The sequence below is a fragment of the Methanoculleus sp. UBA430 genome (genome assembly GCF_002506585.1).
In the GTDB taxonomy this organism is placed as follows: Archaea; Halobacteriota; Methanomicrobia; order Methanomicrobiales; family Methanoculleaceae; genus Methanoculleus.
The window spans coordinates 16,932-42,997 of sequence record NZ_DAXW01000010.1; the positions used below are offsets into that span (position 1 = coordinate 16,932).

The 26,066-nt window shown below is 62.4% G+C and carries 32 protein-coding genes and 1 tRNA gene; 21 read left to right on the plus strand and 12 right to left on the minus strand.

Annotation, left to right across the window (positions count from 1 at the left end; translation table 11 throughout):
* Positions 1–131: 131 nt before the first annotated feature.
* From BRA49_RS08805 to BRA49_RS08815, 3 genes are all read right to left on the minus strand, one after another.
* On the minus strand, positions 132–311 hold the full coding sequence (locus tag BRA49_RS08805; RefSeq protein ID WP_292385280.1) for a hypothetical protein: 180 nt from the start codon (positions 309–311) through the stop codon (positions 132–134).
* A gap of 260 nt (positions 312–571) precedes the next feature.
* Positions 572–1,186, minus strand: a complete 615-nt coding sequence (locus BRA49_RS08810) for an archaellin/type IV pilin N-terminal domain-containing protein (protein WP_292385282.1) — start codon at positions 1,184–1,186, stop codon at positions 572–574.
* An 11-nt stretch (positions 1,187–1,197) separates the two neighbouring features.
* A complete protein-coding gene (locus tag BRA49_RS08815; protein WP_292385283.1) occupies positions 1,198–1,803 on the minus strand; it encodes an archaellin/type IV pilin N-terminal domain-containing protein in 606 nt (201 codons plus the stop codon).
* 387 nt (positions 1,804–2,190) lie between these two features.
* On the opposite strand from BRA49_RS08815, the gene BRA49_RS08820 reads away from it, so the two are divergent.
* Together BRA49_RS08820 and BRA49_RS08825 are read left to right on the plus strand one after the other, a co-directional pair.
* On the plus strand, positions 2,191–2,865 hold the full coding sequence (locus BRA49_RS08820; RefSeq protein ID WP_292385285.1) for a hypothetical protein: 675 nt from the start codon (positions 2,191–2,193) through the stop codon (positions 2,863–2,865).
* Between the two features lie 21 nt (positions 2,866–2,886).
* Positions 2,887–3,504, plus strand: a complete 618-nt coding sequence (locus BRA49_RS08825) for a nucleotidyltransferase domain-containing protein (RefSeq protein WP_292385286.1) — start codon at positions 2,887–2,889, stop codon at positions 3,502–3,504.
* Between the two features lie 87 nt (positions 3,505–3,591).
* On the opposite strand, the gene BRA49_RS08830 is transcribed toward BRA49_RS08825, so the two are convergent.
* From BRA49_RS08830 to BRA49_RS08845, 4 genes are all read right to left on the minus strand, one after another.
* Positions 3,592–3,834 (minus strand): type II toxin-antitoxin system HicA family toxin, encoded by a 243-nt coding sequence (locus BRA49_RS08830; RefSeq protein WP_292385288.1) that lies wholly within the window; start codon positions 3,832–3,834, stop codon positions 3,592–3,594.
* Positions 3,812–4,117 (minus strand): type II toxin-antitoxin system HicB family antitoxin, encoded by a 306-nt coding sequence (locus BRA49_RS08835; protein ID WP_292385290.1) that lies wholly within the window; start codon positions 4,115–4,117, stop codon positions 3,812–3,814. The genes BRA49_RS08830 and BRA49_RS08835 overlap by 23 nt, the downstream gene beginning before the upstream one ends.
* 199 nt (positions 4,118–4,316) lie before the next feature.
* Complete coding sequence (gene speB, locus BRA49_RS08840) at positions 4,317–5,192, minus strand: agmatinase (protein WP_349680905.1); 876 nt, start codon at positions 5,190–5,192, stop codon at positions 4,317–4,319.
* Position 5,193: 1 nt separating this feature from the next.
* Positions 5,194–5,571 (minus strand): translation initiation factor IF-5A, encoded by a 378-nt coding sequence (locus tag BRA49_RS08845; RefSeq protein WP_292385292.1) that lies wholly within the window; start codon positions 5,569–5,571, stop codon positions 5,194–5,196.
* A gap of 90 nt (positions 5,572–5,661) precedes the next feature.
* On the opposite strand from BRA49_RS08845, the gene BRA49_RS08850 reads away from it, so the two are divergent.
* The 9 genes from BRA49_RS08850 to BRA49_RS08890 all read left to right on the plus strand — a co-directional run bounded on the left by BRA49_RS08850 (position 5,662) and on the right by BRA49_RS08890 (position 12,886).
* Positions 5,662–6,441, plus strand: a complete 780-nt coding sequence (locus BRA49_RS08850; protein WP_292385294.1) for a bifunctional fructose-bisphosphatase/inositol-phosphate phosphatase — start codon at positions 5,662–5,664, stop codon at positions 6,439–6,441.
* 8 nt (positions 6,442–6,449) lie between these two features.
* Positions 6,450–7,265 carry an NAD(+)/NADH kinase gene (locus BRA49_RS08855; RefSeq protein ID WP_292385296.1) on the plus strand — a complete coding sequence of 272 codons (816 nt, stop codon included), beginning with the start codon at positions 6,450–6,452 and terminating at the stop codon, positions 7,263–7,265.
* Positions 7,266–7,337: 72 nt separating this feature from the next.
* A complete protein-coding gene (locus tag BRA49_RS08860; protein WP_292385409.1) occupies positions 7,338–8,054 on the plus strand; it encodes a DUF169 domain-containing protein in 717 nt (238 codons plus the stop codon).
* 121 nt (positions 8,055–8,175) lie between these two features.
* Positions 8,176–8,664: an amino acid-binding protein gene (locus tag BRA49_RS08865; RefSeq protein WP_292385298.1), complete on the plus strand. Its 489-nt coding sequence runs from the start codon at positions 8,176–8,178 to the stop codon at positions 8,662–8,664.
* Positions 8,664–9,650 (plus strand): homoserine dehydrogenase, encoded by a 987-nt coding sequence (locus BRA49_RS08870; RefSeq protein ID WP_292385410.1) that lies wholly within the window; start codon positions 8,664–8,666, stop codon positions 9,648–9,650. The genes BRA49_RS08865 and BRA49_RS08870 overlap by 1 nt, the downstream gene beginning before the upstream one ends.
* Positions 9,634–10,761, plus strand: coding sequence for a helix-turn-helix domain-containing protein (locus BRA49_RS08875; RefSeq protein WP_292385300.1), 1,128 nt, complete (start codon positions 9,634–9,636; stop codon positions 10,759–10,761). Before BRA49_RS08870 ends, BRA49_RS08875 begins: the two co-directional genes overlap by 17 nt.
* Positions 10,762–10,893: 132 nt before the next feature.
* Positions 10,894–11,319, plus strand: coding sequence for a DUF2284 domain-containing protein (locus BRA49_RS08880; protein ID WP_292385302.1), 426 nt, complete (start codon positions 10,894–10,896; stop codon positions 11,317–11,319).
* 150 nt (positions 11,320–11,469) lie between these two features.
* Positions 11,470–12,696: an IS200/IS605 family element RNA-guided endonuclease TnpB gene (gene tnpB / locus BRA49_RS08885; RefSeq protein ID WP_292385304.1), complete on the plus strand. Its 1,227-nt coding sequence runs from the start codon at positions 11,470–11,472 to the stop codon at positions 12,694–12,696.
* A gap of 7 nt (positions 12,697–12,703) precedes the next feature.
* Positions 12,704–12,886 (plus strand): DUF2284 domain-containing protein, encoded by a 183-nt coding sequence (locus BRA49_RS08890; RefSeq protein ID WP_292385412.1) that lies wholly within the window; start codon positions 12,704–12,706, stop codon positions 12,884–12,886.
* Positions 12,887–12,897: 11 nt separating this feature from the next.
* Here the strand turns inward: BRA49_RS08890 and BRA49_RS08895 are convergent, their stop codons facing one another.
* Entirely contained in the window at positions 12,898–14,028 is a 1,131-nt protein-coding gene (locus BRA49_RS08895) for an inositol-3-phosphate synthase (RefSeq protein ID WP_292385306.1), read from the minus strand.
* A 113-nt stretch (positions 14,029–14,141) separates the two neighbouring features.
* On the opposite strand from BRA49_RS08895, the gene BRA49_RS08900 reads away from it, so the two are divergent.
* A complete protein-coding gene (locus BRA49_RS08900; RefSeq protein ID WP_292385308.1) occupies positions 14,142–14,351 on the plus strand; it encodes a formaldehyde-activating enzyme in 210 nt (69 codons plus the stop codon).
* 150 nt (positions 14,352–14,501) lie between these two features.
* On the opposite strand, the gene BRA49_RS08905 is transcribed toward BRA49_RS08900, so the two are convergent.
* On the minus strand, positions 14,502–15,926 hold the full coding sequence (locus BRA49_RS08905; protein ID WP_292385310.1) for an amino acid permease: 1,425 nt from the start codon (positions 15,924–15,926) through the stop codon (positions 14,502–14,504).
* A 202-nt stretch (positions 15,927–16,128) separates the two neighbouring features.
* On the opposite strand from BRA49_RS08905, the gene BRA49_RS08910 reads away from it, so the two are divergent.
* Together BRA49_RS08910 and BRA49_RS08915 are read left to right on the plus strand one after the other, a co-directional pair.
* Positions 16,129–16,335 (plus strand): type II toxin-antitoxin system HicB family antitoxin, encoded by a 207-nt coding sequence (locus BRA49_RS08910; RefSeq protein ID WP_292385312.1) that lies wholly within the window; start codon positions 16,129–16,131, stop codon positions 16,333–16,335.
* A gap of 3 nt (positions 16,336–16,338) precedes the next feature.
* Positions 16,339–16,560 carry a type II toxin-antitoxin system HicA family toxin gene (locus tag BRA49_RS08915; RefSeq protein WP_292385314.1) on the plus strand — a complete coding sequence of 74 codons (222 nt, stop codon included), beginning with the start codon at positions 16,339–16,341 and terminating at the stop codon, positions 16,558–16,560.
* A 236-nt stretch (positions 16,561–16,796) separates the two neighbouring features.
* Here the strand turns inward: BRA49_RS08915 and BRA49_RS08920 are convergent.
* Positions 16,797–16,868, minus strand: a tRNA-Gly gene (locus BRA49_RS08920).
* A 251-nt stretch (positions 16,869–17,119) separates the two neighbouring features.
* On the opposite strand from BRA49_RS08920, the gene BRA49_RS08925 reads away from it, so the two are divergent.
* The gene (locus BRA49_RS08925; RefSeq protein WP_292385414.1) at positions 17,120–18,220 is read left to right on the plus strand and encodes an RNA-guided endonuclease InsQ/TnpB family protein; all 1,101 of its coding nucleotides are present in this window, start codon (positions 17,120–17,122) and stop codon (positions 18,218–18,220) included.
* A 37-nt stretch (positions 18,221–18,257) separates the two neighbouring features.
* On the opposite strand, the gene BRA49_RS08930 is transcribed toward BRA49_RS08925, so the two are convergent.
* Positions 18,258–18,950: a PrsW family intramembrane metalloprotease gene (locus BRA49_RS08930; protein ID WP_292385316.1), complete on the minus strand. Its 693-nt coding sequence runs from the start codon at positions 18,948–18,950 to the stop codon at positions 18,258–18,260.
* 115 nt (positions 18,951–19,065) lie between these two features.
* Positions 19,066–20,001 (minus strand): DUF7544 domain-containing protein, encoded by a 936-nt coding sequence (locus BRA49_RS08935; protein ID WP_292385318.1) that lies wholly within the window; start codon positions 19,999–20,001, stop codon positions 19,066–19,068.
* A gap of 162 nt (positions 20,002–20,163) precedes the next feature.
* Between BRA49_RS08935 and BRA49_RS08940 the strand changes: the two genes are divergently transcribed.
* The 6 genes from BRA49_RS08940 to cobA are packed head-to-tail and all read left to right on the plus strand — an operon-like array spanning position 20,164 to position 25,838.
* Positions 20,164–20,778 carry a precorrin-2 dehydrogenase/sirohydrochlorin ferrochelatase family protein gene (locus tag BRA49_RS08940; RefSeq protein WP_292385320.1) on the plus strand — a complete coding sequence of 205 codons (615 nt, stop codon included), beginning with the start codon at positions 20,164–20,166 and terminating at the stop codon, positions 20,776–20,778.
* Positions 20,771–22,042 carry a glutamyl-tRNA reductase gene (gene hemA / locus BRA49_RS08945; protein WP_292385322.1) on the plus strand — a complete coding sequence of 424 codons (1,272 nt, stop codon included), beginning with the start codon at positions 20,771–20,773 and terminating at the stop codon, positions 22,040–22,042. Before BRA49_RS08940 ends, hemA begins: the two co-directional genes overlap by 8 nt.
* Positions 22,021–23,004, plus strand: a complete 984-nt coding sequence (hemB, locus tag BRA49_RS08950) for a porphobilinogen synthase (RefSeq protein ID WP_292385324.1) — start codon at positions 22,021–22,023, stop codon at positions 23,002–23,004. The genes hemA and hemB overlap by 22 nt, the downstream gene beginning before the upstream one ends.
* A complete protein-coding gene (gene hemL / locus BRA49_RS08955) occupies positions 22,991–24,235 on the plus strand; it encodes a glutamate-1-semialdehyde 2,1-aminomutase (protein WP_292385326.1) in 1,245 nt (414 codons plus the stop codon). The genes hemB and hemL overlap by 14 nt, the downstream gene beginning before the upstream one ends.
* Complete coding sequence (gene hemC, locus BRA49_RS08960; RefSeq protein WP_292385328.1) at positions 24,220–25,104, plus strand: hydroxymethylbilane synthase; 885 nt, start codon at positions 24,220–24,222, stop codon at positions 25,102–25,104. Before hemL ends, hemC begins: the two co-directional genes overlap by 16 nt.
* Positions 25,101–25,838, plus strand: coding sequence for a uroporphyrinogen-III C-methyltransferase (gene cobA / locus BRA49_RS08965; RefSeq protein ID WP_292385330.1), 738 nt, complete (start codon positions 25,101–25,103; stop codon positions 25,836–25,838). Before hemC ends, cobA begins: the two co-directional genes overlap by 4 nt.
* Positions 25,839–26,066: the final 228 nt, after the last annotated feature.

Genomic DNA, 26,066 nt, shown 5'->3' on the forward strand with positions numbered 1-26,066 from the left:
GTGCAATATCGCTTAAATTCTCGTCGCGCTTATATGGGGTCGTCCCCCGAACTTGATATGAGAAGAGGGGCATATTGAGCCGATGTTGATATGGTCAATAACCGCACCAATCGAGCGCTTTACCTGGTAGATCACACCCACAGTGGGTTGCATGTCGCGGCAATGTGCTGTCGGTCGGGGTGGGACGATGCATCTGTCTCCCGAATCGTCTGGCGGGAGAGCAGGTGGTGGGTCCTGAGATTGATCGTTGTTGAGCCTGCTACGCCTCTCCGGGTCTCGTCGTGCCGGAGGGAGAAGATCTCTGAGATCATGCTGTCAGTTCCGTTTATCCTCTCGTTTCCGCACTCTTCCTATGAGCGCTGGATGGAGGCAGGCGTAGCAGGATACACGTGCCCGGCTGACATGTTCACCGGGTTGGAACCGTCGAGGTCGATCAGGCTGCCGGCTCCGGGGATACACGTGCCCGGCTGACATGTTCACCGGGTTGGATCCGTTGCAGGCCGCGGCTCCTACAAAATTACTGCACCAATACTTGAAAGATAAAAAAAGGATTGTAGGTAAGCGTTCACCGCTAGAGAGTGTTCACTGTGTTTAGATATGCCGGTACGGTCTTCTTGATCGGGTAGACTGCACCGACCGCCGGCTGAAGGTTCACGGAGAACGGAGTGTTGGGTTTCAACTCTACAGTATCGGGGAACACGATCTTCAACACAAACTGCTCTCCCGGTTCGAGGAGATGATTCTTAGTGTCGCCGATATCATTGTAGGTATTATTGACAGCCCAGGTACCAGCAGAGGGCGTAGAGGGCGTACCACTCCCACCACTCACGACGGAGCTATCCTTGTCATACGTTATGACCTCTGACACCGTTCCGCTGGTGAACGTCACCAGCATCTGGCTGATATCGATCGGCGTGCCGCCCGCAGTATTTCCGACAGTGAACTCAATGGAGCCAAGCTCACTCCCGCTGCTAGTGGCACGCCCATAGATGTTGCCGATGATCTCCAGGCTGGAACTGGCCTGTTGCGAGCCTGTGTGGACGACCTGCTGCGCCTCCTGGGTTGCGAAGAACCCGGCACCGAGCATAACGTACGAGAAGACCGCGGCCACGACGACGAACGCGATCAGGACGATCGCCGCCTCAAGCCCGGTGAATGCATCCTCATTCTTAAACAGTTTCATCATTCTCATTCACCTCAGTAGACCTCGTAATTGTAGTTCGACTGGAAGTCCGGCGGTGCTATACGGTTGATCGGGAGCGCTGCGCCGATGTCGGGCTTGACCTCAACGGTGAACCGGTCGTTCGTGTTGATAGTAGGGAATGTCGTGGAACCGGGCGTTGAGCCTGGAATTGTGATCTTTACCATCTCGAATTTGTCGAGCATGTTGTTTTGCGGAGGTTCAGAGGTTTCATCTTGCGTAACTCCATCCACGTACCACACATCGTCTACCCCCTCAAACTCGTAGGTCTTCAGATCATCGGTCGTCGATACGGTGAAGGTCACCTTTTCCATATCCACCGATGCCCCCCCGGCAGCAAGCTGCAGGAAGAAGCTGATCTTGCTCAGTTTTTCCGGATTTGCCGAGCTCTCAGCCGTCACAACCACCGGTCCTGACACCTCAAGGTTCGAGGTTGCCTGCCCCACGCCGGTATGCACGGTCCTCTGCGCCTCGCCGGTTGCGAAGAACCCGGCCCCGAGCATAACGTACGAGAATACAGCCGCGACGACGACGAACGCGATCAGGACGATCGCCGCCTCGAGGCCGGTAAATGCATCTTCGTTTCTCACGAATTTACTCATGAAACGTTTCCTCCTGTTACCGGAGCCCGAATGAATCCATCATGAACGATCGTTCCATGAATGAGCGCCTCATCTGGGCTATTACGGTTCAGTGGAGACTATATGCAAACTAGCATATAAAAGTATCTTTATTCCCGGGGATTCGAGAACGGTCTATTCCCTGAAATAATGAGTAAAATCCGCCGTTTGCCGCACCCGGCCAGGATCAGCAAATATTTGTATCCGGAGGTGTAATACTAAGGATAACGGAAAATATCGTGCAATCAACCCCCGATTTTCCGGCAAGATATTTCCGCGCAGGAAATATTCCACACCGGCCCGCTGCCGGTGACCGGAAGGGAGGGGGTGCCGCACAGGCCGTTCCTAACCGGTGAAGAGGTCGAGGTCATGGCGGAGAAGCAGGATTTCCTATACGTCACTCTGGCGATCGCGATCGTCCTCGTGATCGCTCTCGTCATCAAACCGGCGACGACCGGCGAGCCGCTCCCGTGGGCCGGGGAGCCGGAGCCGACGACGGTCACCCCGGCGTGGACACCCACGATACCCCCGGGAACCACCGTGCCGACCCCCACCCCGGTCCCCACCTGGGACGGGAAGCCGCAGCCGATCGGGTTCGTCGACCCCGGGACCTACCAGATTCCGGCCGGGGCGACGCCTCACCAGAACCTGACCAGCCCGCCGCCGGTGAACGCCTCCACCCCCGCCCGCTGGGTGACCTACGCGACGATCGAGGGGCAGTGGTCCGGGACCACCGGGATCGTCCGGGTCCCGTTCCCTCTCTGGCGGCTCGACTATTCTGATATCACGACCTCAAACGACGAGATCCCGTTCTTCAACTGCCAGATCGTGGATGCACAGGACCCGAACCGGTTCGTCAAGATCGTCACCCTCCGCCTCTCCGAGTTCCTCTCGGCAAAGGAGAACCCCGACCTCAAGAAGCAGCAGTGGGTGCACACCTTCTACGAGGGGAACCACGACTACTACTTCGTCATCAACACCCGGTGCATCGACGGCTACCACCTGAAGCTCCAGGTGCCGGAGACGTATGTGGGCACACAATAAGTAAGGATAGACGCGATCGTTTTGCACCCGGGTGCCGCCAGCCTCTCCCGTCAACTCACGCTCATCCGCGCAGGCACCCCGCTGGCTGCCGACAGGAGCGCCGCCGCGGACCGGTCGACCGGAGAGGCACTCCGCGACGGGAAGAAGGGGCTCGGCTGCCGGCGGGAACCGGGAAGGGATGATATGCGATGCGGGAAGATATACGACGGTATGAGGCGGCGCCATCTGCTGGGGGCAGAGGAGAAAGAAGAGGTTCTCCATATCATCCATACGGTCCTCGCCGGATGTGACGAGATAGAGATGGGGTACGTCTTCGGCTCGTTCTGCAGGGAGGATTTTGGCGACGTGGACGTGGCGGTCCTCGTCACCGGAGAACCCGCCCCGTACCAGGCGATGCGGTTCGCGAGGAAGATCGAGCGGGAGCTCGAACGAGGGTTCTGTTATCGCTTTGAGGCCGATGTGAAGATCCTCAACACCGTTCCCATCTCCTTGCAGCATGAGGTCATCAAGAGCGGCAGACTCATATTCTCCCGCGACCGGGAGAGGAGGATCCGGTACGAGGCGGGTGTGCTCTCCCTCTACCTCGACTATGCGGAGACGCTCGACTGGTTTGACCGGGTTCTGCTCACGAGGGCCTGATATGGATGAAGGGATCCTCGGGCACCTCCGGGAACTGGACGAGGCAGCCGAAAGCCTCCTCGCTACAATCCTTTGGAATCAGAGGGGTTATCTGATTGCCTCAATCAACTCATTCCGGGGTATTCCAGTTGCTTTTGAGACCTCGTCGAGTATCGAATACAGTGTTCCGACCCTTAGTTCGTTGTGCAGGGGAACGACGACATGAAAATTTCTGTCGTCTTTCCGGGTAACCATCTGAACATGGCTTCCTGTCTGCCTGATATATGTGTAACCAAGAGATTTGAGGAATTTGACGAGCTTGAATCCGCTAACAACCGGTCGCCTTGGCATTGCGATCGACGGTGAACTGGCATTCAAAGTGCTGACTGAGTGGTTCGGGGTCACCTTCGTCGAGTTCCAGGATGAAGTCGGGCACCGGTTCGGTCGTAACGGTGATTGTGATCTGCTCTCTCTCTTCGATCTCGCCTTCGAAGTAGAGTTCTGTTGCCTCTATGATGTTATCGACAAGTTCGCCGATAGTCTCTCCCTCTGTGATGATACCGTGATCTGTAGCACGAGCGGTCCACCCTCCATCGTAATAGAATATTTTAAACTCGACTAACATGGCGCTCACCTCAAATCATTTGAGATGTGTGCAGTTCGGCATAATAAACGTAGTGCCGATACCGGGTCCGGTGTTCCGCGGGGTAGCGTCCTTCTGCTCTGGCACTCTCCCCGGGCTAAAGCCCGGGGGTTTTCCTGCACCCCGTAGACCCCCCGACCTTCGACGAGGTGTGGCGAAAACAGACCGCCGAAAAAAAGCCCGGGGCCCTTCACCGCCCGGCAACCCAATGCCGGGCGATGAACTCCCGCACCATCTGCGCCGCCACCGCCGCCGTCTGGCCGGAGTCGAACGGGGCGACCTCCACGTAGTCGAACCCCACGACCTGCGGGGCAAGGGTCCGCACGACCTCCCGGATATCGAGCGGCGTCATCCCGAACGGCTCGGGCGTCCCGAGGCCGGGGGTGAAGCAGCAGTCGATCGCGTCGGCGTCGATCGAGAGGTAGGTCCTCCTCTCCCCGATATGCTCCCGCACCTCCTGGAGCACGGCGCCGATCCCCCGCTCCCGCACCGTATCGGCGGTATACAGCCGTGTCTCCTCGGCCGCAACCGCGAACTGCTCGGCATCACCGCTCCGGGCGCCGATGATCACGACGTCCCCGACCCCATCGAGGACGCGCCGGGTGACGCACCCGTGGCTGTAGGGTGTCCCGTCGAGTTCGTCCCGCAGGTCCAGGTGCGCGTCGCAGACGACGTAGACCTCCGGCGCCACCGCCCTGACCGCACCGACCGTCGCGGTATGCTCGCCGCCGAGCATCACCGGCACTTTCCCGTCGCCGGCGATATCGCTCACGACGTCGGCCACCTGGCCCACGAGATCCTCCGGGACCTTCAAGACCGCAAGGTCGCCGAGGTCCGTGACCGGCACCTCGCAGAAGTCTATCCCGGTCGAGGGTTCGTAGGACTCAAAGTTGAGCGAGACCTCCCGGATCGCCCGGGGGCCAAACCGTGTCCCGGGCCGAAACGACGTCGTGGCGTCGTAGGGGACGCCGAAGACGGCATAGCGGGCGTCCTCGTAGGACGCATCCGCATCCGCAAAATGGAGATGGGCGAGCTCGTGCATGCCCGTCTTCGAGAGCCAGAACACGTCACTCAAGTTTCTTCTTACCCAGGGACGAGATGTAGGCGATCTCCTGGCCGGGTTCCAGGCCGCCGACCTGGTCTTCGGTTACCGTGAGTTCGAACATCTCAAAGTCCTTGACGTCCATGAGCTGAAGGGTCGTGCCGGCGATCGATATGACCTGCGCAATCTTGCGTTCCACCACCGGGACGTAAGTCTTCGCCGAGACCGGCTGGACGACCGAGCGCTTCACACCGTCAAAGATGCCGATGCAGTCGATCCGGGACTTTGCTGCCCCGTGCTTCCCGGGCTTGGAGATAGCGATGGAGACAATCTTGCAAGGCTCATCTTCAATGACGACGTAGCGTCCCTCTTTCAGCTTTCCAACTTCTGTTTGTTCCTTCATATTGTCTCACTCGATAAACGCGTGATTAATGTATCTGGATTACATTACATAAATACACCGTAGAACAAGGTATGTTATGAGGAATTTTTGATGGAGTTCATCCGTGCGTGTGACGACCTGGCGGGGGCTGTTTCTGATGCTGTAGCCGGCATGGTCGGAACGCCGGAAGCAGGAGAGTTCGTGAAGATGGGCGCGGACGGCACGCCCACGAAACTGATCGACCAGGTCGCAGAGGATATCGTCGTAGACTACTTCCGGAGCCACCCGTGCTGCCGGCGGCTGATCAGCGAGGAACTCGGGTGCGCCGATATGGGCGGGGAGAGAGGCACCATCTTCCTCGACCCGGTCGACGGCACCTACAACGCCGTCGTCGGGATCCCTTTCTACGCTCTCTCCATAGCGTATGCAGAAGAAGGTGTCGTCCAGCAGGGATACGTCCGTAACCTTGCCACGAACGAGACGTTCCACGCCGTCAGGGGGCGGGGCGCTTTCCTCGACGGGCACCCTATCCGTGTCTCGAGTTCATCGCTCCTCCAGGAGAGCGCCATGAGCGTCTACGGCGGCCGCAAGTCCGACCCGGCCCGCGTTCTCGGGCTCGGCCGGCACATCCGGCGGTGGCGCCTCCTCGGTGCATCGGCGCTCGAACTCTGTTACGTCGGGTGCGGTCGCATCGACGGCTTCGTCGACTTGCGGGGGACGCTCCGCGTCACGGACGCGGCGGCCGGGATGCTGGTCTGCGAGGAGGCCGGCGGCACCGTCTCCGATCTCGAGGGGAACGCCCTCGTCTTCCCCGACGAGGTCGCCGTCGGCCGGAGCCTCGTCGCCACGAACGGGATCGTGCATAACAAAGTCATCGAGTACCTGAGGTAGGGTTGCGTATGAAGATCGTGCTGGTATCGCGCATCGACGATGAGAATGCGCTCCGCTACACCGCGGAACTTGCCCGGGAGCTCGAAGGCCTGGGACATGACGTCGTCTTCGAAGAGGGCACAGCGAGGCATATCGGGAAGAAGGAGGGCATACCGTTTGAGGAGCTCGCCGGTGACCTTGTCGTGGTCGTCGGCGGTGACGGTTCGGTCCTCCTCACCGTCCACCAGATGAAGAAGCAGGTTCCGGTCCTCGGGATTAACTGGGGCGAGGTGGGGTTCCTTGCGGACCTGGAGCCCGCCGAAGCGCGCGCGTTCTTCGCAGCCCACAAAAGCGGCTTTGAGGTCGAACGCCGGTTGAGGATCAGCCTCTCTGTTAACGGGCGGCGGTTCGGCGACGCTCTCAACGAGGCGGTCATCGTCACTGACCGGCCGGCGAAGATGCTCCGGTTCGGCGTCTACGTCGACGGGACGCCTGCAGAAGAGTTCAGGGCCGATGGCCTGCTCATATCGACCCCGACCGGGTCGACCGCCTACGCCATGAGCGCGGGGGGGCCGATCGTCGATCCCAGGATCGAGGGATACCTTCTCGTACCGCTCGCACCCTACATGCTCTCGTCCCGTCCCCGCCTCATCAGCACCGGGAGGGATCTTGCGATCACCCTTGAGACCGATAAGCCGGCGCACCTCGTCATCGACGGGCAGAGCCCGTTTGAACTGGAGAAGGAGGTCACGGTCACGGTCAAGAAATCGGCCGATCCCGCTCTCTTCGTCCATACGGGCAAACCCTTCTTTGAGAAGGTGAACCATAAACTGCGCAACCTCTGATCCCGTCATACCGCAAACCGAGATTTTATGAGCGACCGCGGGGACTATCTGCACACTGGAGTGAGTATGATCATGGAAGACCAGATGCGCACGGAGTTCTCCTATGCGGAGATCGCAGAGACGCTGAAGAAGACCCTCGACCTCCGGGGGTCACCGGTCGCGGTAAAATTTGCAAAGAGTCCCGAAGGCATCCCCGAATCGGTCGGCCCGATCGAGGAGACGGTCCGCCACTGCCAGATGGTCAGCCGGGCCCGTCTCGACGGCGAGATCTTCTACGCGACCGCCGAGAAACACGTCTGCATGGGAGGCGGCTGGGCCCTCGGGCTGAAGGAACTCACGCAGAGTCTTCGAACGGGGGAGTTCTATTACAAACTCGGCAAGTTCGAGAGCTGGGCCGCCTGCATGCGGACCATCCAGCAGGTGCCGCACGTCCCCGAACTCGAGACCTACGCGACGGTCTATGCCCCGCTTGAGAAGACGCCGTTTGACCCGCACGTCGTCATCATCATTGCAAACCCGCGGACGATGCTCAAACTCGCGCAGGCCACGCTTTACCAGCTCGGCGGACGGATCGAGTCCGGGATGTCGGGGATCCAGTCGGTCTGCGCGGACGCGACCGCGCAGCCCTACCTCACCGGCCGGATCAACTACTCCCTCGGGTGCGACGGCTCGCGCCGGTTCTCCGGCATCGAGGACGGCGAGCTCGTCATGGGCATCCCCGCCGAGATCCTCCCGGAGTTTGCCCGGGCTCTCACGATCGTCGCCGGGGCGCCCGGGTCCGTGCGGTAACAGCACGGCTCTCCCCACCCTTTTTTGCGGCACCCCCTCCCGTCGATAGGTCCGTTCTGGGGTACAAGGCTTATCTCCCCGGCAGGTCAACTCTTCAGCAGGTGGTTTTTTGCAGGTATCCATGAAGCTCGAGATGAAAGACCGGCCCGGACAGCTGGTCGCGGCTCTCAAACCGATCTCGGCCGTCGGGGGAAACATCATAGCGGTCATCCACCAGAGAGAGACCCCGGCGGCCACAGAGACGCTGGACGTCCAGATCGTCCTGGAACTCCCCGAGGGGCGTCTCGACAACCTCCTTGAACTCCTCAGGGAGCAAGGCGTCAGCGTCGTGCGCATCGGCGAGGAGCGGCTCCTCTACGAGTGCACCCTGATCATGATCGGCCACTTGATGCACACGGACCTCTCCGACACGGTCGACTCTATCGACCGGACCGGCTCGGCCGAGGTGACGGGGCTCTCCCTCGTTATGCCGGCGATCAATGCCCCCTCGTCGGCCCGCATCACCATCCGTTCGACCACCCGGACAGAGATGGCAAAGGCGATCCGGATCCTCCGCGGCGTCGCGGAGCGGAAGAGCCTCCTCATCATCGAGCCCCTGGAGGGTGCATGATGCGGATCGCGCTCCTGGGGCTGGGTTCCGTCGGCCGGGGCATCGTCCGGACGATCCTTGCAAAAGACCTCGATATCACCGTCACCGGCCTTGCCGACTCGCGAAGCGGCATCATCGACGCCGGCGGGATCGACCTTCTAGCGGCGCTCGCCAGAAAGGAGGAGGGCGGCCCCTGCGGCCGCCCGGATGTCAGCCCCGCGGACGTGGTGGCGAAGGCGGAGTACGACGTCCTCGTCGAGGTGACCCCGACGAACGTGGAGACCGCCGAGCCGGCGCTGGGCCACATGCGGGCGGCCCTCCGGCGGCACAAGCACGTCGTCACCTCAAACAAAGGCCCGATCGCCATCGCCTACCCTGAACTCCGGGCGCTTGCGGCGGCAAACGGCGTCTTCCTGAAGTACGAGGCGACGGTCTGCGGGGCGATCCCGCTCATCCATGCGATACAGGAGGGGCTTGCCGGGAACACCATCTCCCGGCTCTCCGGCGTCTTCAACGGCACCTGCAACTACATCCTTACCCGGATGGCCGCAGAAGGCCTCACCTACGAGCAGGCCCTTGCCGAGGCGCGGGAACTCGGGTACGCCGAGGCGGACCCCACCTACGACGTCGAAGGGATCGACGCGGCGATCAAACTCGTCATTCTCGCAAACACCGTCCTTGATATGCATGCAACGCTCGACGACGTAGAGAGGACGGGGATCACCCTCCTGACACCCGACGCCCTGCAGCTTGCGGAGGACCAGGACTGCACCATCCGGCTGATCGGCGAGATCATCCCGGGTGCCGGGGTGCTCCGCGTCTCTCCGCGGATCATCCCGAAGGCCCACCCGCTCGTCGTCGAAGGAACGCTCAACGCCGTCACCGTGGAGGCGGACCTCGCCGGGGACCTCACGTTCATCGGGAAGGGCGCGGGTTCCATCGAGACCGCCAGTGCCGTGATCGGCGACCTCCTCGCTATCCGGGAGCGGCATGTCCAGGGTTCTTGAACGGAGAAGACAGTACCTGCGCTTGATGCGCCAGCTGACGCTTGAACGAGGCTACTTCACGGTAGCCGACATTGCTGAGGCCTTCGATACCCCCCGGAGCACTGTCCAGGACTGGGTGAACCGCCTCATCGAAGAGGGGTGCGTCCTCCTCACGGAGGAGCAGCGAGGACGGCACGCGGCCCGGTATGCGGCAAGCAGCGTGATACCGGAGAGCGCCTGCCGCCGGGTCTTCACCACCGTCGACGGCAGCGAGGTCGAGATCTACCACGAGTGCATGAGCGGAGGCTGCGCCGCCTTCTGCGAGTTCCACCACGCCCGCGCCGGCGGCGCCCTGCAGTCGGTCCGCCGCGACGGGACCCTGCTCCGGGAGCGGGCGCTCCTCGGCCGTCGGGACGTCGCCGTCGGGCTCGACCCGGCGCCGGCGGTCGGGATCGTCGGTGTCTTCCATGATGGCGACTACATCCACCAGTACATCCGGTGCATCGGCGGTCCGGCCTACTCGCTCACCGATATGATGTCCTTTGCAGAGGGGGTCTGCGGCGTCACCGTCCACCGTGAAGGAGCGGTGGTCGAGGGCGAGGTGATCACCCGGGCGCTCGCCTACGTCGCCATCGGGATCGACGACACCGATGTAGAGGGCGAGGGCGCGACGTTCGCCCTTGCCCTCGCCCTCCTCCAGCACCTCGCGAAGCTTGACGGCGTCATGCCGATCGGCCACCGCGTGGCGATGCTCAACCCGCGGCTCGAAGGCGCGACCGCCGGAAACTCCTGCAGTTACATCGAACTCGCGGTGGAGCCCGGCCAGGTGCCGCAGATCGAGGAGGCGGCCGTGCGGTTCGTCGCCGGCGAGGCGGTCTCCCCCGGCTGGGGGATCGCCGTCCGGCAGGGGTTCCGGACACCCGGTGCGCTCCGGGCCTACGGCAGGAGCGCGAGAGAGACGGTGCTCACCCGGGAAGCGGCGGAGGCAACCGCCGAACGGTTTGGCATCCGCCTCCACGGCGGCCGTGGCGTCATCGGGGCGCTCGCGGCCGTCGCGCTCATCGGGCTCCCGCACGACGTCCTCCTCGACCCCGAGCGGGACGTCTGCGCCGGGTGGGAAGCATCGACGTGAGGGCCCGTTTCTTCCATTCGATCCGTTAACCGGCGGTATCCGTCCCCAAAAAGCAGGATCCCGACCCTCATCCCCCTCGCGCTACCTATAAATACCCAGATACGGCAGATACCCTCACCGGGGGGAAGCGCAGTGAGAAGCAAACTTGAGGAAGAGATCGAGAGGCTCTCCGCGCTCGCGCGGGAGCGTGGTGCGGAGGCACGGCGGATAGCGGCCCGCGATGTCGTCGTTGCGGAATGGGTGCGGTTCAAGTGCCGGTTCGGGTGCAAAGGCTACGGGAAACACATGTCCTGCCCGCCGTATGCCCCCGCACTCGACGAGACCCGCCGGCTGCTCGCCGAGTACAGCACCGGCATCCTCCTCCGTTTTGAGGGCGTCCCCGGCCACCCGGACTTGAAACCCGACGAGATCCCCCTCGACTTCCACCCGTTCTTCCGCGATCTCATCCTCTGGGTGAACTCGACGGTACATCTTCTTGAAAAGACGGCTTTCTACGACGTTTTCCCGAAGGCGTTCGGGTTTGGGGGATACCCCTGCATCTACCCTCCGCGGGGTTGAAGGAGCGGAACTTGAGCACCGGAGGTGCGACTGGCAGAGCGGGAGGGCTCCCTCCGCACGGGGAGGTGAACGCGGCACCCCAACGTCTGTTCACTTTCGCCCCGTGCGGCTCTTCTTTATGCTGGAGGAGACTCCATACGACAGTATCGTATGCTGCGGCGGTACCAGTACCGGCTCTATCCCACGAGGGATCAGGAAGTCCTGATCGCCAAGCATCTCGGATGCTGCCGGTATGTGTACAACTGGGCGCTCGACCGCAAGAATCTGGCATATCACGACGACGGGATCAGCCTGTCCGGGTACGACCTCATGAAGCAGCTTCCTGCCCTCAAAGCGGAGTTGCCCTGGTTGAAAGAAGTCAACGCCCAGTCGTTGCAGCAATCGATCCATCACCTTTCCCGTGCGTTCACGAACTTTTTCGAGGGGCGCGCCGACGAGCCGACCTTCAAGAAGAAGCACGCCCCCGAACAGGCGTTCACGGTGCCGCAGTCGTATACCGTGGACTTCGAGCAGGGAACGGTAAAACTCCCGAAGATCGGTGCGATCAAAACCGTCTTCCACCGCCGGTTCGAAGGCAGGATGAAGACTGCGACGATCATCTGCAGATCGACCGGTCGGTACTTCATCAGCATCGTGGTCGAGGACGGCAGGAAGCCCCCGCACCCTGCCGATCCGATCCCGGACCAGACAGTCGGGATCGACCTGGGTCTCACGCACTATGCCGTTCTCTCGACCGGGGAGAAGGTAGCGAACCCGAAGTATCTCAAGAACACGCAAACGCGGTTAGCCGTGCTCCAGCGCCGGCTCGACCGCAAGCAGAAGGGTTCCCGGAACCGTGGCAAGGCCCGGCTCAAGGTTGCCCGGTGTCACCAGAAGATTGCCGACCAACGGCGGGACTTCCAGCACCAGCTCTCTTCTCGACTGGTCCGCGAAAACCAAGCACTGGCCGTGGAGTCCTTGAACGTGGACGGCATGGTGAAGAACCATTCTCTCGCGGGAGCAATCAGCGACGCCGGGTGGGGTTCTTTTGTCTCGATGCTGGCATACAAGTGTCAGGAAGCCGGGAAAACCCTGCTGAAGATCGGGATGTTCGAGCCCTCATCAAAGACCTGTTCGGTCTGCGGATACTGGAAGACCGATCTGACACTGAAGGACCGGGAGTGGGCCTGCCCCGAATGCGGCACGCACCACGACCGGGACTTGAACGCCGCGATTAATATCAAACAGTTTGCACTTGCAGGCGCGGAACGCGCCGAAGAGCCTGTGGACTCGCTCCCAATAGGGAGGAGGATGAAGCAGGAAGTCCCCCGCTTGCGCGGGGGTAGTTCACTGCGAGCACCTGCACTGTGTCGCCGAGGAGCACGAAGGAGTCGTTGACGAGAGCATCCGCAGGCTCTGCCGGCACATGGACCTCGTCCGCCCGACCATGGGGGGTGCCGGGATCGACGTCTTCGCCACCGCCCGGAAGGCCGGGTGGGACCTGCACGTCATCCCCTGCAGGAACCTTGAGTACGGCAAGATCGTCCACGGCGACATTACGTCGGTCGGCCTCGTCCTCATCGAGTGAAGCCCCGGCCTTCAGTCGCGCCGTACGCCCCGGATGAACTCCTCGGTCATACGGTGAGCTTCGTCATCCCTGACCTGCACCGGGGGATGTTTCATGAAGTAGGCGGACGGAGATGTCAGCACGCCGCCGATCCCCCTATCAAGGGCGAGCCTGCAGCACCGGATCGCATCGATGACGATCCCGGCGGAGTTGGGCGAATCTTCGACGGAGAGGCGGAGATCGAGGTTCATGGGGATGTTCCCAAAGAGCCTTCCTTCCATCCGGAGGAAACAGACTTTGTTGTCCTTCTGCCAGCAGACGTAGTCGCTCGGACCGATGTGGATATCATCGTCATCAAGAGGCATATCGAGGACCGACTGCACCGCCTGGGTCTTGGACTCCCTTTTTGAGGCAAGACGGCTCCTGTTCAACATGTTCAGGAAGTCCGTGTTGCCGCCGGTGTTCAGTTGATAGGTCCTGTCCAGTTTCACCCCCCGCTGCCGGAAGAGGTCGGCGAGAACCCGGTGGGTGATCGTCGCCCCGAGCTGCGCCTTGACGTCGTCGCCGATGACCGGAAGCCTCTTTGCGCAGAACCTCTCTGCCCAGGCAGGGTCACTTGCGATGAAGACCGGCATGTTGTTGATGAGGCCGACCCCCGCCTCGAGAGCACAATCGGCATAGAACCGTACAGCCTCCTCCGATCCCACAGGGAGGTAGTTGAGCAGCATCTCTGCGCCCGAGTCTTCGAGCACCCGGATGACCTCTTCACGAGATGCCTCCTCCTCATCGGCGAGCACGAACCTGCACTCCTCCTTGTAACTCAGCATATGTTCGGGAAAGCCGTCCAGCACCCGGCCCATCCGGACGGTCACGCCGGTCTTCGGTATTGCGGGGCAGAAGACGGTTGTGCAGTTCGGGGGTGAAAAGATGGCTTCCGAGACGTCTTTCCCGACCTTTCTTGCATCGATGTCGAATGCCGCTACCACGTTGATATCGGACGGCAGATAGCCGCCGAGGTTCCAGTGCATCAACCCGATTGCACTCTCTTCGCTCCCTCCCCGGTAGTATTCAATGCCCTGAAGCAGCGAACTGGCACAGTTCCCGACACCGATAATTGCAACCCTGATCGAGTCCACGACAGCCCCCCGATAGATCCGGTGCATCCGCAACGCGCCCCTCTCTCCAGGGAGGATGCGTTCCGCTGAGACCTGGAGAAGGCACAACTGCAGAGGCAGTTGCGCTTTCGACTATAATACGGAGCGGGAAATATAAGGGTATGGTTCGGGAGGGGCCGGAGGTTGTCCATGTCGACTTTGTCATCAAGAAGGGGAGCAGCGTGGAAGAGGCGTTCGTCACGGCGCTCGCATCGCCCGCACGGGGCCACACGCCGCTCCTGGCCGTCCTCACCCCGAACCTTCCCGCAAGGCCCCCGACGCTGAGCAAGGTGCTCGCCCGGAAGGATACCGCGAAGCATCCCTTTGCGTGATACGGCCAAAACCTCCTCGTTACGCCGCCGGCGGGGACCGCGGAGAGCGCCCGGCGCCCGACCCGGTCGTCGTCGGTGATCGGGAAGTGCAGGGCCGTGGCGACGGTGTAGATGGCGCGGCTGCTGGGGTCGGGCCGGGCGCGGTGAGTGCTACCTCGCTCCAGGTTCGCGGCTGCCCCGCCGCCGGATCCTCCGGAAGACCGTGTGGGTGAGGGCCAGGAGGTTTGCGAGATACGTCTCCTTCGCCTCGAGACGCCGCAGGAATACGGCCTCCTCGGAGAGAAAGACGTCTTTGAGATGACGGATATCGGTTTTCGGTGAGTAATAGAGGTAGATCGGGATACCCGCCAGGATGACCAGGACCCCCGTAACCTTATCGAAGGTTGTGGTTGAGAAGAGGAGAAAGAGGCAGATCGCGATGCCGGCAAGGGGGAGGAGGTGTTGGCCGCGGAGGTCCGCAGCGCCGTCGCTCCGTAAAACGATGAGGGAAAAGCAGGTGAGCAGGAACGAGAACGCGAGGTTGAGGACGGCGAAGGATATCAGCCCGGGAAGGTTTCCAATGCTCGAGAGGACGAAGGCGATCGCTCCCTGGATGATGAGGACCACGTAAGGCGTATTGTAGCGGGGGTGAATCTTCGCGAACGCACGGGGAAAGAGCCCGTCGATCGCCATCGCGTACGCGAGCCGTGCGCTGCCGAGCATCCCCGACTCGTCCGACCCGGCCACCGAGAAGAGGGCGCCGACCGTCATGATGAGCGCTCCTGCCGACCCGAAGAGGGCGGTGCCGGCGACGACGAGCGGCACGGTGCTCTGGTCGAGTTCGGTCCAGTTGACGACCCCGAAGAGCACGAAGTTCGTCGAGAGGTAGAAGAAGGAGACGATCAGCATCCCGGTGACGATGGCGCGGGGGATGGCCTTCTGCGGGTTCTCGACCTCGCCGGCCGGGAGCGTCCCCAGCTCGAACCCGGCGTATGCCCAGAAGATCAGGACCAGAGCGTGGGCAGCATTCTGCAGGCCGAGCGGGAGCAGCGGGGTGTAGTTCCCGACGAACGTCTCCGGCCGGACGATGAAGACGCCGAACCCCGTCACGGCGAGGAGGAGCAGGGGAGAGAGTTTGATGAGCGTCAGGGCATCGTTCAGCCTTCCTGCGGCCCGGACACCGACGATGTTGACGAGCGTCAGGGACGCTACGAAGAGCGCCCGGACGGCGACCTTTGCAACCGGGGTGAGGGGGACGAGCGCCTGGAGGTAGTTTGCAAACGCGATTGCAAAGACCGGGAGAGCGAGGAGTTCGGCGATCCACATGCTCCAGCCGGCGAGGTACCCATAGAAGTCGTCGAACGCCTCCGAGACGTAGGCGAACGGCCCGCCGACACGGGGGACGTAGTAACTGCAGTAGGCAAAGACCATCGCGATCGCTATGGCGAAGAGCCCGGCCACCGCCCAGAGGACGATCGAGAACGGGCCGACCAGGCCGGCCGTGAGCGCCGATGCGATGTAGATGTCGGCGCCGACGATCGCCCCGACGATGATATTCGTCAGGTCGAACTGCGAGAGCCCCTGCCGTAGTCCCATTGTAGCGGGAGAGTGACCGTGACGGTGATAATGGTTCCGCGCCGATCGATGGATGCATCCGGCAGGTGCGAAGCTGCGCAGGGACTATGGGATGCGATCTTTGACAGTAAGCGTCTCCCGGGCAACCTGCGAAGGTGGTTTATCAGGCCCGGGCAAACCCTGATTACTCCGGGAGACCATAGAGATAATCTGGTGCGTACAGATGAAATTTCGGGTTATCGTCAGGGAAGATCCGGAGGACGGCGGATACGTTGTGAGTTGCCCCGCAATTCCCGGGTGTCACTCGCAGGGTGAGACCGTTGAAGAAGCCCTCGAGAACATCAAAGATGCCATCTCCGGATGTATTGAGGTGCTCAACGATCGGGTGACGCAGCAACCCGGCGAACACCTGGCTGATGTTGCGTTGTAACTCATGGGAAAATTACCGGTTATATCAGGAAAAGAAGCCGTTAAGGCCTTTTCTAAGATGGGCTGGACGGTTGCCCGCCAGACCGGCAGCCATGTCATTATGGTCAACCACGCATCTCCGGCCCTCCTCTCTGTCCCGGCTCATACCGAACTCAAGCGGGGAACGCTAAGAAACCTGATCGCCGATGCGGGCATGACTGTCGAGGACTTTCTTTCGCTCCTGTGACCGCTCCCCCGTTTAAATGGGGGCATCCGGAGTTTCTCAACCCCGGCATCGGCAATGCTGCCGGTAGAGAAATCCAGGTTCTTCTTCTCCGGCTTTCACCCGTCCAAAGGCTCCAGCCGGCAGGAGCCCTCGTTACAGGAAGAAGGAGAACGATGAGGCGGTTAACATTCCGCGCCGATTACCGACGCTTCGCTCCCGGGGGTAAAAATCAAAGAAGGATCGAACCTGTGTTCGGATGCGCCGACCGGGACTCGAACCCGGGTTTAGGCGTTGGCAACGCCTAGTGATAACCACTACACTATCGGCGCACAACTGTGCTTTCGCACTGTGTGCCTTACAACATGGGATTCTCTGGCTAATAAGCCTATCGAATCGTGACCCGGATCGGGCGGTGCCGTCGCTGCAGGATCTCGTCCGGGAGCGGATTTTCCCCGGGACGAATCCCCGCTATGCTGACGGTCGCGCGCCTACGATCAAACAGGCAGAGAGCCCACGACTTCCGTCGTGGGATGAATGCCACCGACAACCATATCTAAGCACAGGTCGATAGAGTGTTACAATCCGTAGAACGTATCGTTACCGGATCTATCCGACGAAATCTCAGGTCACCCAGTTAGAGCGGACACTTGAGATTTGCCGGTGGATTTACAACGACACGCTCGCATTGCGAAAGACCGCCTGGGAACAGGAACAGCGTTCTGTCTCCCTGTATGAGACAAACAAGATCCTGACTCAGTGGAAACGCGAACGGCCTGAACTGAAGGAGGTCTATGCTCAGACCCTCCAGAACGTTCAGGTTCGGGTGGATCTCGCGCTCAAAGCCTTCTTCCGGCGAGTGAAAGCCGGGGAGAACCCCGGATACCCTCGATTCAAGGGGAAGGGGCGATATGACAGTTTTACGTACCCGCAGGCTGAGAAAGGCGGGTTCAAGTTCGTCGGAGATCGGCTCAACCTCTCGAAGATCGGGGATGTGAAGATCGTCCTCCACCGCCCGATCCAAGGGACGATTAAGACCCTCACAGTCCGGCGGTCGGCAACCGGGAAATGGTATGCCTGCTTCTCGGTCGAGTATGATCCCGATCCAGCACCCAGGAAGGAGACCGCAGTCGGGGTAGATGTAGGTCTCGAATCTTTCGCCACGCTCTCGAATGGGGAGAAGATCGAGAACCCTCGGTTCTTCCGCACCGACGAGAAAGCTCTTGCCAAGGCGCAGAGGAAACTCTCGAAGGCAGAGAAGGGCACTCCTGAACGGAAGAAGGCCCGGAAGATCGTCGCACACGTCCATGAACGGATCGCCAACAGACGGCTCAATTTTGCTCACCAAACCTCCCGGAAGGTGATGAACAGGTTCGGGACGATTGTGTTCGAGGATCTGAATATCAGAGATATGCAAAAGAACCCCTATCTGGCGAAAAACATAGCCGATGTGGCCTGGAACCAGTTTGTCACGATCACAACGAGCAAAGCGGAGGATGCTGGCTCGCAGGTGATCGTGGTGAACCCCAGAAACACCTCGCAGATGTGCTCCCGATGTGGCCTGATCGTCGTCAAGAACCTTTCTGACCGAGTTCACTCCTGCCCGCATTGCGGGTTGGAACTGGATCGGGACCAGAACGCGGCGATCAATATCTTGAGATTGGGGCTGCAATCTCTCGGATAACATCCGTAGATGCCCACGAATTTAGTCGTGGGAGCAGTCACCGTCCCCCGTGGTTGAGCGCCTGCCTGATGTTTCGGTTTGCAAGTATCCAGAGCCCCGGTGTCAGGACCAGAATGAAGACAGCGATGGCGTAGGCGACGATCTCGGAGGAGAAGAGCAGGAAATTGAAGATGCCGTGCAGCACCATCCCGAGAGCAAGCCCCCGGAGGACGATCCCCGAACGCTCTTCTGCGGGCGCGAACTTGGCCCGGCCGAGGGCGTAGCCCCAGACACCGGAAAAAAGCGCGTGCCCGGGGACCGAGAAGATCGCCCGGACGACGATTGTGCTGAGGGCGAGCTCCGGCGACGTCACGTATGCCGCAAAGACGTAAAGGACGTTCTCGAGCGACGCAAGCCCGAGAGCGGCGGCGGCGGCGTAGACGATGCCGTCCATCGGTTCGTCGAACTCGGTGTTCGGGTAAGCGAACCGTCGGACGACCCAGAACTTGCCGTATTCCTCGACGATCGGCGCGACGACGGCGCCCATGGCCAGCGAGGACGCGATGAAGAGGCCGAAGAATCCCTCGACGAAGGCCACGGGAAACGTGACGAGGACGCCGAGGAGGAAGAGTTTCACGATCAACGCCGCCGGTTCGGGATTCAACTTGTCCCTGCGGTAGAAATACCACGCCCAGAATACTCCCGGCCCCAGCGCCAGGGCAAGGATCACCAGCGGCTCGATATCGACCATTGCTGATCGTGATTCATGGTCTCATGAATGGAAGAGTCTTTCTCTTCCACGGGCAACTCCGCCGACAGGTCATGACATAACCGAAACGGTTCTTCTTCCGGGCTAAAAAAAAGAGTTATTCGGGGAGGAGGCGGTACTCCGGCGTGAGCCCCTCAAGCACCAGCAGCCCGTAGTACCGGAAGAACGTGACGAACGGCACCGCGATCAGGAGCGCAACCGGGACGGCGACGACGAGGTAGGGGATGAGGAGGACGAGGAGCAGCACGTAGTTGGCCAGGGCTGCAGCGAGGAGGACGATCCCGATGAGCACGAACGGTATCGCGATGATCAGCATCGCGAGGATGACCAGGACCGCCTGCACGATTCCGGCGATGAGGCCCACCACGAACCTGGTGACGACGTAGACGACGGTCTGCCAGACGTTGGCCGATATCACCCCGATAAGCCGCCGCCAGCCCTCGATGACCCCGCAGTCCTCGTGGATCATCATCGGGACGACGAAGTCGTGGGTCAGGAGGAAGATGAGGCCGAAGAGGAGGGCTGCGACCAGGATGAACGGAATGAACAGAAGGATGAATGCAACACCGCCGCCACCCGACCCCCCGAGCCCGACGAGCATGAGGATGAACGCCATCATGGCGAGGATCAGGATCAGCGTGAGGGCTGCCTCGAAGAGAAAGAGCCGGACTCCTTTGCCGAGCCGTTCTCCAAAGAAGCGCCTGATATGAATATCACCCGTCCGGAGCATATCGACGAAGACGAACTGCATCACCGTGCCGATGATCCACCAGATGAGAGCGATCGCAAGCACGATGAGGATGAACGCCACGATGAGCGGCGCGATATCGGGAAGAGACTCCACAACGCCGGCCGGGAGGTCGCCTTCGTCGAAGGTATACCCGGAAGTGTTCGGGAAACTGACGCCCCCTCCCACGAAGAGCGCAATCAGGGCCAGGCGAAGCCAGACGCCCCATCTGATCGGCCAGAGCAGGCTTTTCGTGCGCTGAAAGGCACCGTCCAGTCTGCTGAATGCATACATATTTTCAGCCATATCACTCACGTAGATGATCTCCGTCTCATTAATACCTTGTTTTGGCAAGCGGCTCCCGGTGATCCGACCACGTGTCGTATGCTCACGGGTTTCTGAGGGAACCTGTTTTTCAACACCTTAATCTAGTCCGTTCACCAGAGTATAGAAGGAATGATCCCTCTCATGCTTGACCTGAAGGGCAAAAGGGTGCTCATCTTCGGGGGAGGCGACGTCGGTGCCCGAAAGGCTGCATACTTTGAGCATGAGGCGGCGGTGACGGTTATCAGCCGTTCGTTCTCACCGAACCTTGATGGTCTCGCGATCAGGCGGCAGGAGGCCGACCTCTCGACCCTCCCGGATCCGGCGCTCCGCGCCCTCCTCGAGGACGCGTTCCTCGCGGTGGCCGCGACGCCGGACCCGGGGCTCAACGACCGTATCGGGCGGGCGTGCGCCGGTTCCGGCGTCCTCTTCAACAACGCCGCCGGTGAGTCCGGGGACGTCATCATCCCCTCGGTCGTCCGGGGCGGCCGCTACCTGGTCGCGATCAGCACCCGCGGAAAGAGCCCCGCCGTCGCTCGCTACCTCCGCATGAGGCTCCAGAAGGAGTATGCGGACCTTGACCGGATGATCGACCTGCAGGAAGAGGTGCGCTCGATGCTCCGGGAGACCGAACCGGTGCAGACAGAGCGATCCCGCATCCTCTGGAGCATCCTCGAGGACGACGAGGTCTGGAAGGCGCTCGCCGCCGACTACGACCGGGCACGCGCGATGGCGGTCGAGAGGTACCTGCATGCCTGAACCGCTCACGACCCCGCTCGCGCTCGCGAGCGTGAACCACCACACCGCGAATATCGCCACGCTCGAGGCTTTCCGGTTCCCCGACGAGGCGGCGCTCCTTCGTGAGGCGCGGGAACGGTTCAAGGGCGCTCTCCTTCTCCAGACCTGCAACCGCGTCGAGGTCCTGGTGCAGGGCGACGCACGGAGCCTTGAAGGGTTCCTGCAGGAGCGGGGCAGACGCGGTTTTGCGGTCATCGAGGGCGAGGCCGTGGCTCATCACCTCCTGGAACTGGCCGCGGGCATCGACTCCCTCGTCGTCGGCGAGGACCAGATCCTCGGGCAACTCAGGCGAGCGCTCGCGACCGCACAGGAGGCGGGGGCCGCGAGCAGCGTCATCGAACTCTGCATCAACAAGGCGGTGCACGTGGGGGTCAGGGTCCGGCGCCAGACTCAGATCAACCAAGGAGCGGTCTCCGTCGGTTCTGCAGCCGTGACGCTTGCAGAGAACCTCCTCGGCAGCCTCTGCGACCGGCACATCCTGGTCGTCGGGAGCGGGGAGATGGGGCTTCTGGTGACGCAGGCGCTCGCTGTCAAGGGCCTCACGGCCATCTATGTCGCGAACAGGACCTATGAGCACGCGGTGATGCTTGCGGATAAGATCGGGGGGCGGGCGGTCAACTTCAAGGACCTCTACCGCTACATCGCGCTCTCCGACGTCGTCATCTCCTGCACCGCCGCGCCGCACCCGGTCATCCGCGCCGAGGAGGTCGGGAAGGCGATGGAGGAGCGGCTCTGGCCGCTCGACCCGCACCCCCGCCACCTTGTCCTCATCGACATCGCCCAGCCCCGCGACGTCGAGGAGGGGGTGCGTTCGATCGAGGGCGTGCATCTCTTCACGATCGACGACCTCAAAAACATCAACGACGCCGCCATGGACTCCCGGAGGAGCGAAGCGGACCGGGCACGGGGTATCATCGACGAGGAACTCGACCACTTCATCCGGCTCCTCCGGAGGACCGCGGCCGACGAGACGCTCGCCCTCCTCTACACCTGGGCAGAGTCGATCCGGGCGCGTGAACGCGACCGGGCGCTTACCCGCCTGGGGAAGGAGGACGACCGCACGGCGGAGGTCATCGACGACCTGACGCGGGCGCTCACGAAGAAGCTCCTCGCGGATGCGACCGCGTCCATACGCGCGTGCGCAGAATCCGGCGATATAGCAACGGCAGAGGCCCTGATGAGGGCGATTACCCGGGGAGAACCATGTTTCCAGAACGACGAATGAGACGGATACGGCGGCGAATCGTCCAGCCGCTCCTCCGCGAGACAGAACTGCAGAAGACCGACCTGATTGCGCCGGTCTTCGTGGACGAATCGATCAGTACACCATTTCCGATAGCCTCGATGCCGGGGCAGTCCCGGCACCCGGTAGACGGCGTCGCCGATTACTGTGCCCGCCTCCGGGACGCCGGTATCCGGGCGGTGCTCCTCTTCGGGGTTCCGGCCACAAAAGACAGCGAGGCAACCGGCGCCTACGCGGCCGACGGCGTCGTCCAGCGGGCCGCCCGGAAGATCAAGGAGCGGTTGCCGGAGATGGTGGTCATCACCGATGTCTGCGCCTGTGAGTATACCGACCACGGCCACTGCGGGATCGTCGGGGAGACCCCTGATGGCCCGGACCTCTTAAACGACCCCTCGCTTGCCCTGATGGCGCAGATAGCCGTCTCTCACGCGGAGAGCGGCGCCGATATCGTCGCGCCGTCGTGCATGCTCGACGGGATGGTGCAGGCGATCCGGCACGCCCTCGACGCCGCCGGATACCCGGATGTCCTCGTCATGTCCTACTCCTCGAAGTTTGCGAGCGCCCTTTACGGGCCGTTCCGCGACGCGGCGGACTCGGGGTTCTCGTTTGGGGACCGGACGACCTACCAGATCTGCCCGGGCAACGCCCGCGAGGCGGTGATGGAGTCGGAGCTTGACGCGGCCGAAGGGGCGGATATCCTGATGGTCAAGCCGGCCGGGATCTACCTTGACATCCTTGCGGCCGTCACAGCGTTCGGGCTGCCGGTGGCGGCCTATCAGGTCAGCGGTGAGTACGCGATGATCAAGGCTGCAGCGGAGCGCGGATGGTTGAACGAGCGGGCCGTCGCTCTCGAGAGCCTCACCGCCATCAAGCGGGCCGGGGCCAACCTGATCATCACTTACTTTGCAGAAGATGCAGCGAGGTGGCTCGATGAAGAGCAGTGACCTCTTCGCGCGGGCAAAGACCCTGATGCCGGGCGGCGTCAGCAGCCCGGTGCGGGCCATCAAGCCCAACCCGTTCTACGTCGAGCGTGCCGCGGGCTCGCACCTTGCGACCGTCGACGGCGCCGACCTGATCGACTGCTGCCTCGGCTACGGCCCCCTCATCCTTGGCCATGCGCACCCGGTAGTCCGGGAGGCGATCGAACGGCAGCTCGAGAAGGGCTGGCTCTACGGGACGCCGACGCCGCTCGAACTCGACCTTGCGGGGATGATCACCGCCGACCACCCCGCGGTCGATATGGTCCGGTTCGTCTCGTCGGGTTCTGAGGCGACGATGGCCGCGATCCGGCTCGCCCGCGGCTACACGGGGAAACAGGACATCATCAAGGTCGAAGGCGGGTTCCACGGCGCCCACGACGCGGTCCTGGTGAAGGCCGGGTCGGGGGCGACGACCCTCGGGGTGCCGGACTCCGCCGGCGTCCTCGCGGACCTTGTGGCGCACACCCGGCAGGTCCCCTACAACGATCCCGAAGCGCTGGAGACGTTGCTCGCCAACGACGACGTCGCCGCGTTCATCCTCGAACCGATCATGGGGAATATCGGCCCGGTCCTCCCTGACGGAGACTACCTCGCCGACGTCAGGGAGATCACCGCCGCTCACGATGTTCTCCTCATCCTCGATGAGGTGATCACCGGCTACCGCGTCGGGATCGGCGGCGCGGAGGTGTTCTATGGGGTGAAGCCGGACCTTGCCACGTTCGGCAAGATCATCGGCGGCGGCCTTCCCATCGGGGCGTTCGGGGGACGGCGCGATATCATGGAACTGGTCGCCCCCGCAGGCCCGGTCTACCAGGCGGGGACGTTCAGCGGCAACCCGGCAAGCCTCGCGGCGGGGTACGCGACCCTCCGCCACCTTCACGATCACCCGGAGGTCTACCGGCGGCTCGACGAGGCCACGCGGGCGATCGGGGAGGTCGCCGTCGACGCGCACAAGGGCTCGTTCGTCAGGATAGGCTCGCTCTTCAAGCACTTCTTCCGGGACTCGGCCCCGCGGGACTACCGTGAGGTCAAGGAGTGCGACACGGCAGCGTTCTCGCGGTTCTGGAAGGCGATGCTTGATACCGGGGTCTTCCTCCCGCCGTCGCAGTTCGAGACGAACTTCCTCTCGGCCGCACACACAACGCAGGACATCAAACAGATAGCGGAGGCATACGGATCATGTCTCTTCGCATAGGCACACGGGGAAGCGCGCTTGCGCTTGCACAGACAAACAAGGTGGTCGGCATGCTCGCCGACCGGGGTATCGAGGCGGAAATCATCACGATCACGACGGAGGGCGACACCGCGACCAACGTTCCGCTCCACGCCATCGGGGGACAGGGGGTCTTTGTACGGGCGCTCGACGACGCGATCCTCCGCGGCGAGATCGACGCCGCGGTGCACAGCATGAAGGACATTCCCGCGGAGCGGCCGGCAGGACTGGTCTGCGCCGCGGTGCTCGAGCGGGACTCTCCCGCCGACTTCCTTGCGCACGAGTGCCCCCTCGATGCGGTCCGCATCATCGGGTCGTCGAGCACCCGGCGCCGCGCCCAGCTCCTCCGCGACGCCCCGGCGCTTGAGGTGAAGCAGCTCCGCGGGAACGTCGATACCCGGTTACGGAAGCTCCGCGAGGGACAATACGACGCCATCGTCCTCGCGGAGGCTGGCCTCCAGCGCCTCGGCATCCGGCTTGCCGGGGAACCCCTCCCCACGGACCGGTTCGTCCCGTCCCCAAACCAGGGGACCGTCGCGGTCGTCTGCCGGGACGACCCGGCCGTCGTCGAGGCACTCGCGGCCCTCGACCATGCACCGACCCGCCTCGACGTGGAGATCGAGCGGGCCGTCATGGAGGAGGTCGGCGGCGGATGCTTCACCCCGCAGGGGATCTTCTGCAGGAACGGGAACCTGATTGCCGAGGTGCTGGCGCTCGACGGCTCCCGGTGGGAGCGGACTGAGCGGCGGATCTCGACCGTCGGCGAAGCCCGGGAGTGCGGGCAGGCCCTGCGCAGGCAGGCGGGCGGCCTTATCCGGGAGGCCTACGCGGCACTGGGGATAACACCATGACTGGAAAAGCATATCTTGTCGGGTCCGGGCCGGGCGGGCTCGGCCTCATGACGATAAGGGCCCGTGAGGTGATCGACACGGCGGACGTGGTCCTCTACGACCAGCTCCCGGGCGAGGAGATCCTTGCGACGCTCCCCGAGGACGCCGAACGGATCGACTGCGGGAAGTACGGCGGCAGCCACACCCTCGAGCAGGACGAGATCGAGGTGCTGATGGTCGAGCGGGTGAAGGCGGGCAAGACCGTCGTGCGCCTGAAGGGGGGCGACCCCTTCCTCTTCGGCCGCGGCGGGGAGGAGATCGAGACGCTCCGGGAACACGGTATCAGGGTTGAGGTGGTGCCGGGCGTCACCAGCGCCATCGCCGTCCCGGAGATGGTCGGGATCCCGGTCACCCACCGGCGGTACGCGTCGCAGGTGACGTTCATCACCGGCCACGAGGACCCGACGAAGCCCGAGTCCGCCCTGGACTGGGAGGTCCTCTCGCGGCTGAAGGGGACCCTCGTCATCCTGATGGGCGTCAAAAACCTCCCCGCGATCGCGGCCGCCCTCACGGCGAACGGCAAGGACCCCGCAACCCCGGTCGCGATCATCGAGCGCGGCCTCCGGCCCGACCAGCGGGTGACGGTCGGGACCCTCGCCGATGTCGCCGAGAAAGCCCGAGCCGCAGGCGTCCGGCCCCCGGCGGTGATCGTCATCGGCGGGGTGGTGGAACTGTATGAGGGGTTTGAGGGGTGAGGAACAGGTTTTCTCTTCCCCTGTGTCAGTGCAGTTCCTTTTTTTTGACGCTTGTTATGTCATGTTGCGACGAACTGGACCGTTAAAACAAGGAATAACCAGATACACTGGACCGTGGTGGCTATCGCCCTTGGGGGAGGGGCTGACGGGGAGTGCGAGCGAGAGCGAGCTTGAGCACCGTTAGGTGCGAGGGGGGCTTGCCCCCCTCCCCTGTCTCCACCAATCTGG

Excerpts from the sequence above, each read along its gene's own strand:
- cobA (WP_292385330.1), top strand. The coding sequence starts at position 25,101 with ATGACTGGAAAAGCATATCTTGTCGGGTCCGGGCCGGGCGGGCTCGGC.
- BRA49_RS08930 (WP_292385316.1), bottom strand. The coding sequence starts at position 18,950 with ATGGTCGATATCGAGCCGCTGGTGATCCTTGCCCTGGCGCTGGGGCCG.
- BRA49_RS08940 (WP_292385320.1), top strand. The coding sequence starts at position 20,164 with ATGCTTGACCTGAAGGGCAAAAGGGTGCTCATCTTCGGGGGAGGCGAC.
- BRA49_RS08935 (WP_292385318.1), bottom strand. The coding sequence starts at position 20,001 with ATGGCTGAAAATATGTATGCATTCAGCAGACTGGACGGTGCCTTTCAG.
- hemA (WP_292385322.1), top strand. The coding sequence starts at position 20,771 with ATGCCTGAACCGCTCACGACCCCGCTCGCGCTCGCGAGCGTGAACCAC.
- hemC (WP_292385328.1), top strand. The coding sequence starts at position 24,220 with ATGTCTCTTCGCATAGGCACACGGGGAAGCGCGCTTGCGCTTGCACAG.
- BRA49_RS08850 (WP_292385294.1), top strand. The coding sequence starts at position 5,662 with ATGGAGTTCATCCGTGCGTGTGACGACCTGGCGGGGGCTGTTTCTGAT.
- BRA49_RS08845 (WP_292385292.1), bottom strand. The coding sequence starts at position 5,571 with ATGAAGGAACAAACAGAAGTTGGAAAGCTGAAAGAGGGACGCTACGTC.
- hemB (WP_292385324.1), top strand. The coding sequence starts at position 22,021 with ATGTTTCCAGAACGACGAATGAGACGGATACGGCGGCGAATCGTCCAG.
- BRA49_RS08875 (WP_292385300.1), top strand. The coding sequence starts at position 9,634 with ATGTCCAGGGTTCTTGAACGGAGAAGACAGTACCTGCGCTTGATGCGC.
- BRA49_RS08910 (WP_292385312.1), top strand. The coding sequence starts at position 16,129 with ATGAAATTTCGGGTTATCGTCAGGGAAGATCCGGAGGACGGCGGATAC.
- hemL (WP_292385326.1), top strand. The coding sequence starts at position 22,991 with ATGAAGAGCAGTGACCTCTTCGCGCGGGCAAAGACCCTGATGCCGGGC.
- BRA49_RS08855 (WP_292385296.1), top strand. The coding sequence starts at position 6,450 with ATGAAGATCGTGCTGGTATCGCGCATCGACGATGAGAATGCGCTCCGC.
- BRA49_RS08830 (WP_292385288.1), bottom strand. The coding sequence starts at position 3,834 with ATGCCAAGGCGACCGGTTGTTAGCGGATTCAAGCTCGTCAAATTCCTC.
- BRA49_RS08870 (WP_292385410.1), top strand. The coding sequence starts at position 8,664 with ATGCGGATCGCGCTCCTGGGGCTGGGTTCCGTCGGCCGGGGCATCGTC.
- BRA49_RS08865 (WP_292385298.1), top strand. The coding sequence starts at position 8,176 with ATGAAGCTCGAGATGAAAGACCGGCCCGGACAGCTGGTCGCGGCTCTC.
- BRA49_RS08815 (WP_292385283.1), bottom strand. The coding sequence starts at position 1,803 with ATGAGTAAATTCGTGAGAAACGAAGATGCATTTACCGGCCTCGAGGCG.
- BRA49_RS08810 (WP_292385282.1), bottom strand. The coding sequence starts at position 1,186 with ATGATGAAACTGTTTAAGAATGAGGATGCATTCACCGGGCTTGAGGCG.
- BRA49_RS08915 (WP_292385314.1), top strand. The coding sequence starts at position 16,339 with ATGGGAAAATTACCGGTTATATCAGGAAAAGAAGCCGTTAAGGCCTTT.
- BRA49_RS08805 (WP_292385280.1), bottom strand. The coding sequence starts at position 311 with ATGATCTCAGAGATCTTCTCCCTCCGGCACGACGAGACCCGGAGAGGC.
- BRA49_RS08905 (WP_292385310.1), bottom strand. The coding sequence starts at position 15,926 with ATGGGACTACGGCAGGGGCTCTCGCAGTTCGACCTGACGAATATCATC.
- BRA49_RS08895 (WP_292385306.1), bottom strand. The coding sequence starts at position 14,028 with ATGCACCGGATCTATCGGGGGGCTGTCGTGGACTCGATCAGGGTTGCA.
- BRA49_RS08900 (WP_292385308.1), top strand. The coding sequence starts at position 14,142 with ATGGTTCGGGAGGGGCCGGAGGTTGTCCATGTCGACTTTGTCATCAAG.
- BRA49_RS08820 (WP_292385285.1), top strand. The coding sequence starts at position 2,191 with ATGGCGGAGAAGCAGGATTTCCTATACGTCACTCTGGCGATCGCGATC.
- BRA49_RS08860 (WP_292385409.1), top strand. The coding sequence starts at position 7,338 with ATGGAAGACCAGATGCGCACGGAGTTCTCCTATGCGGAGATCGCAGAG.
- tnpB (WP_292385304.1), top strand. The coding sequence starts at position 11,470 with ATGCTGCGGCGGTACCAGTACCGGCTCTATCCCACGAGGGATCAGGAA.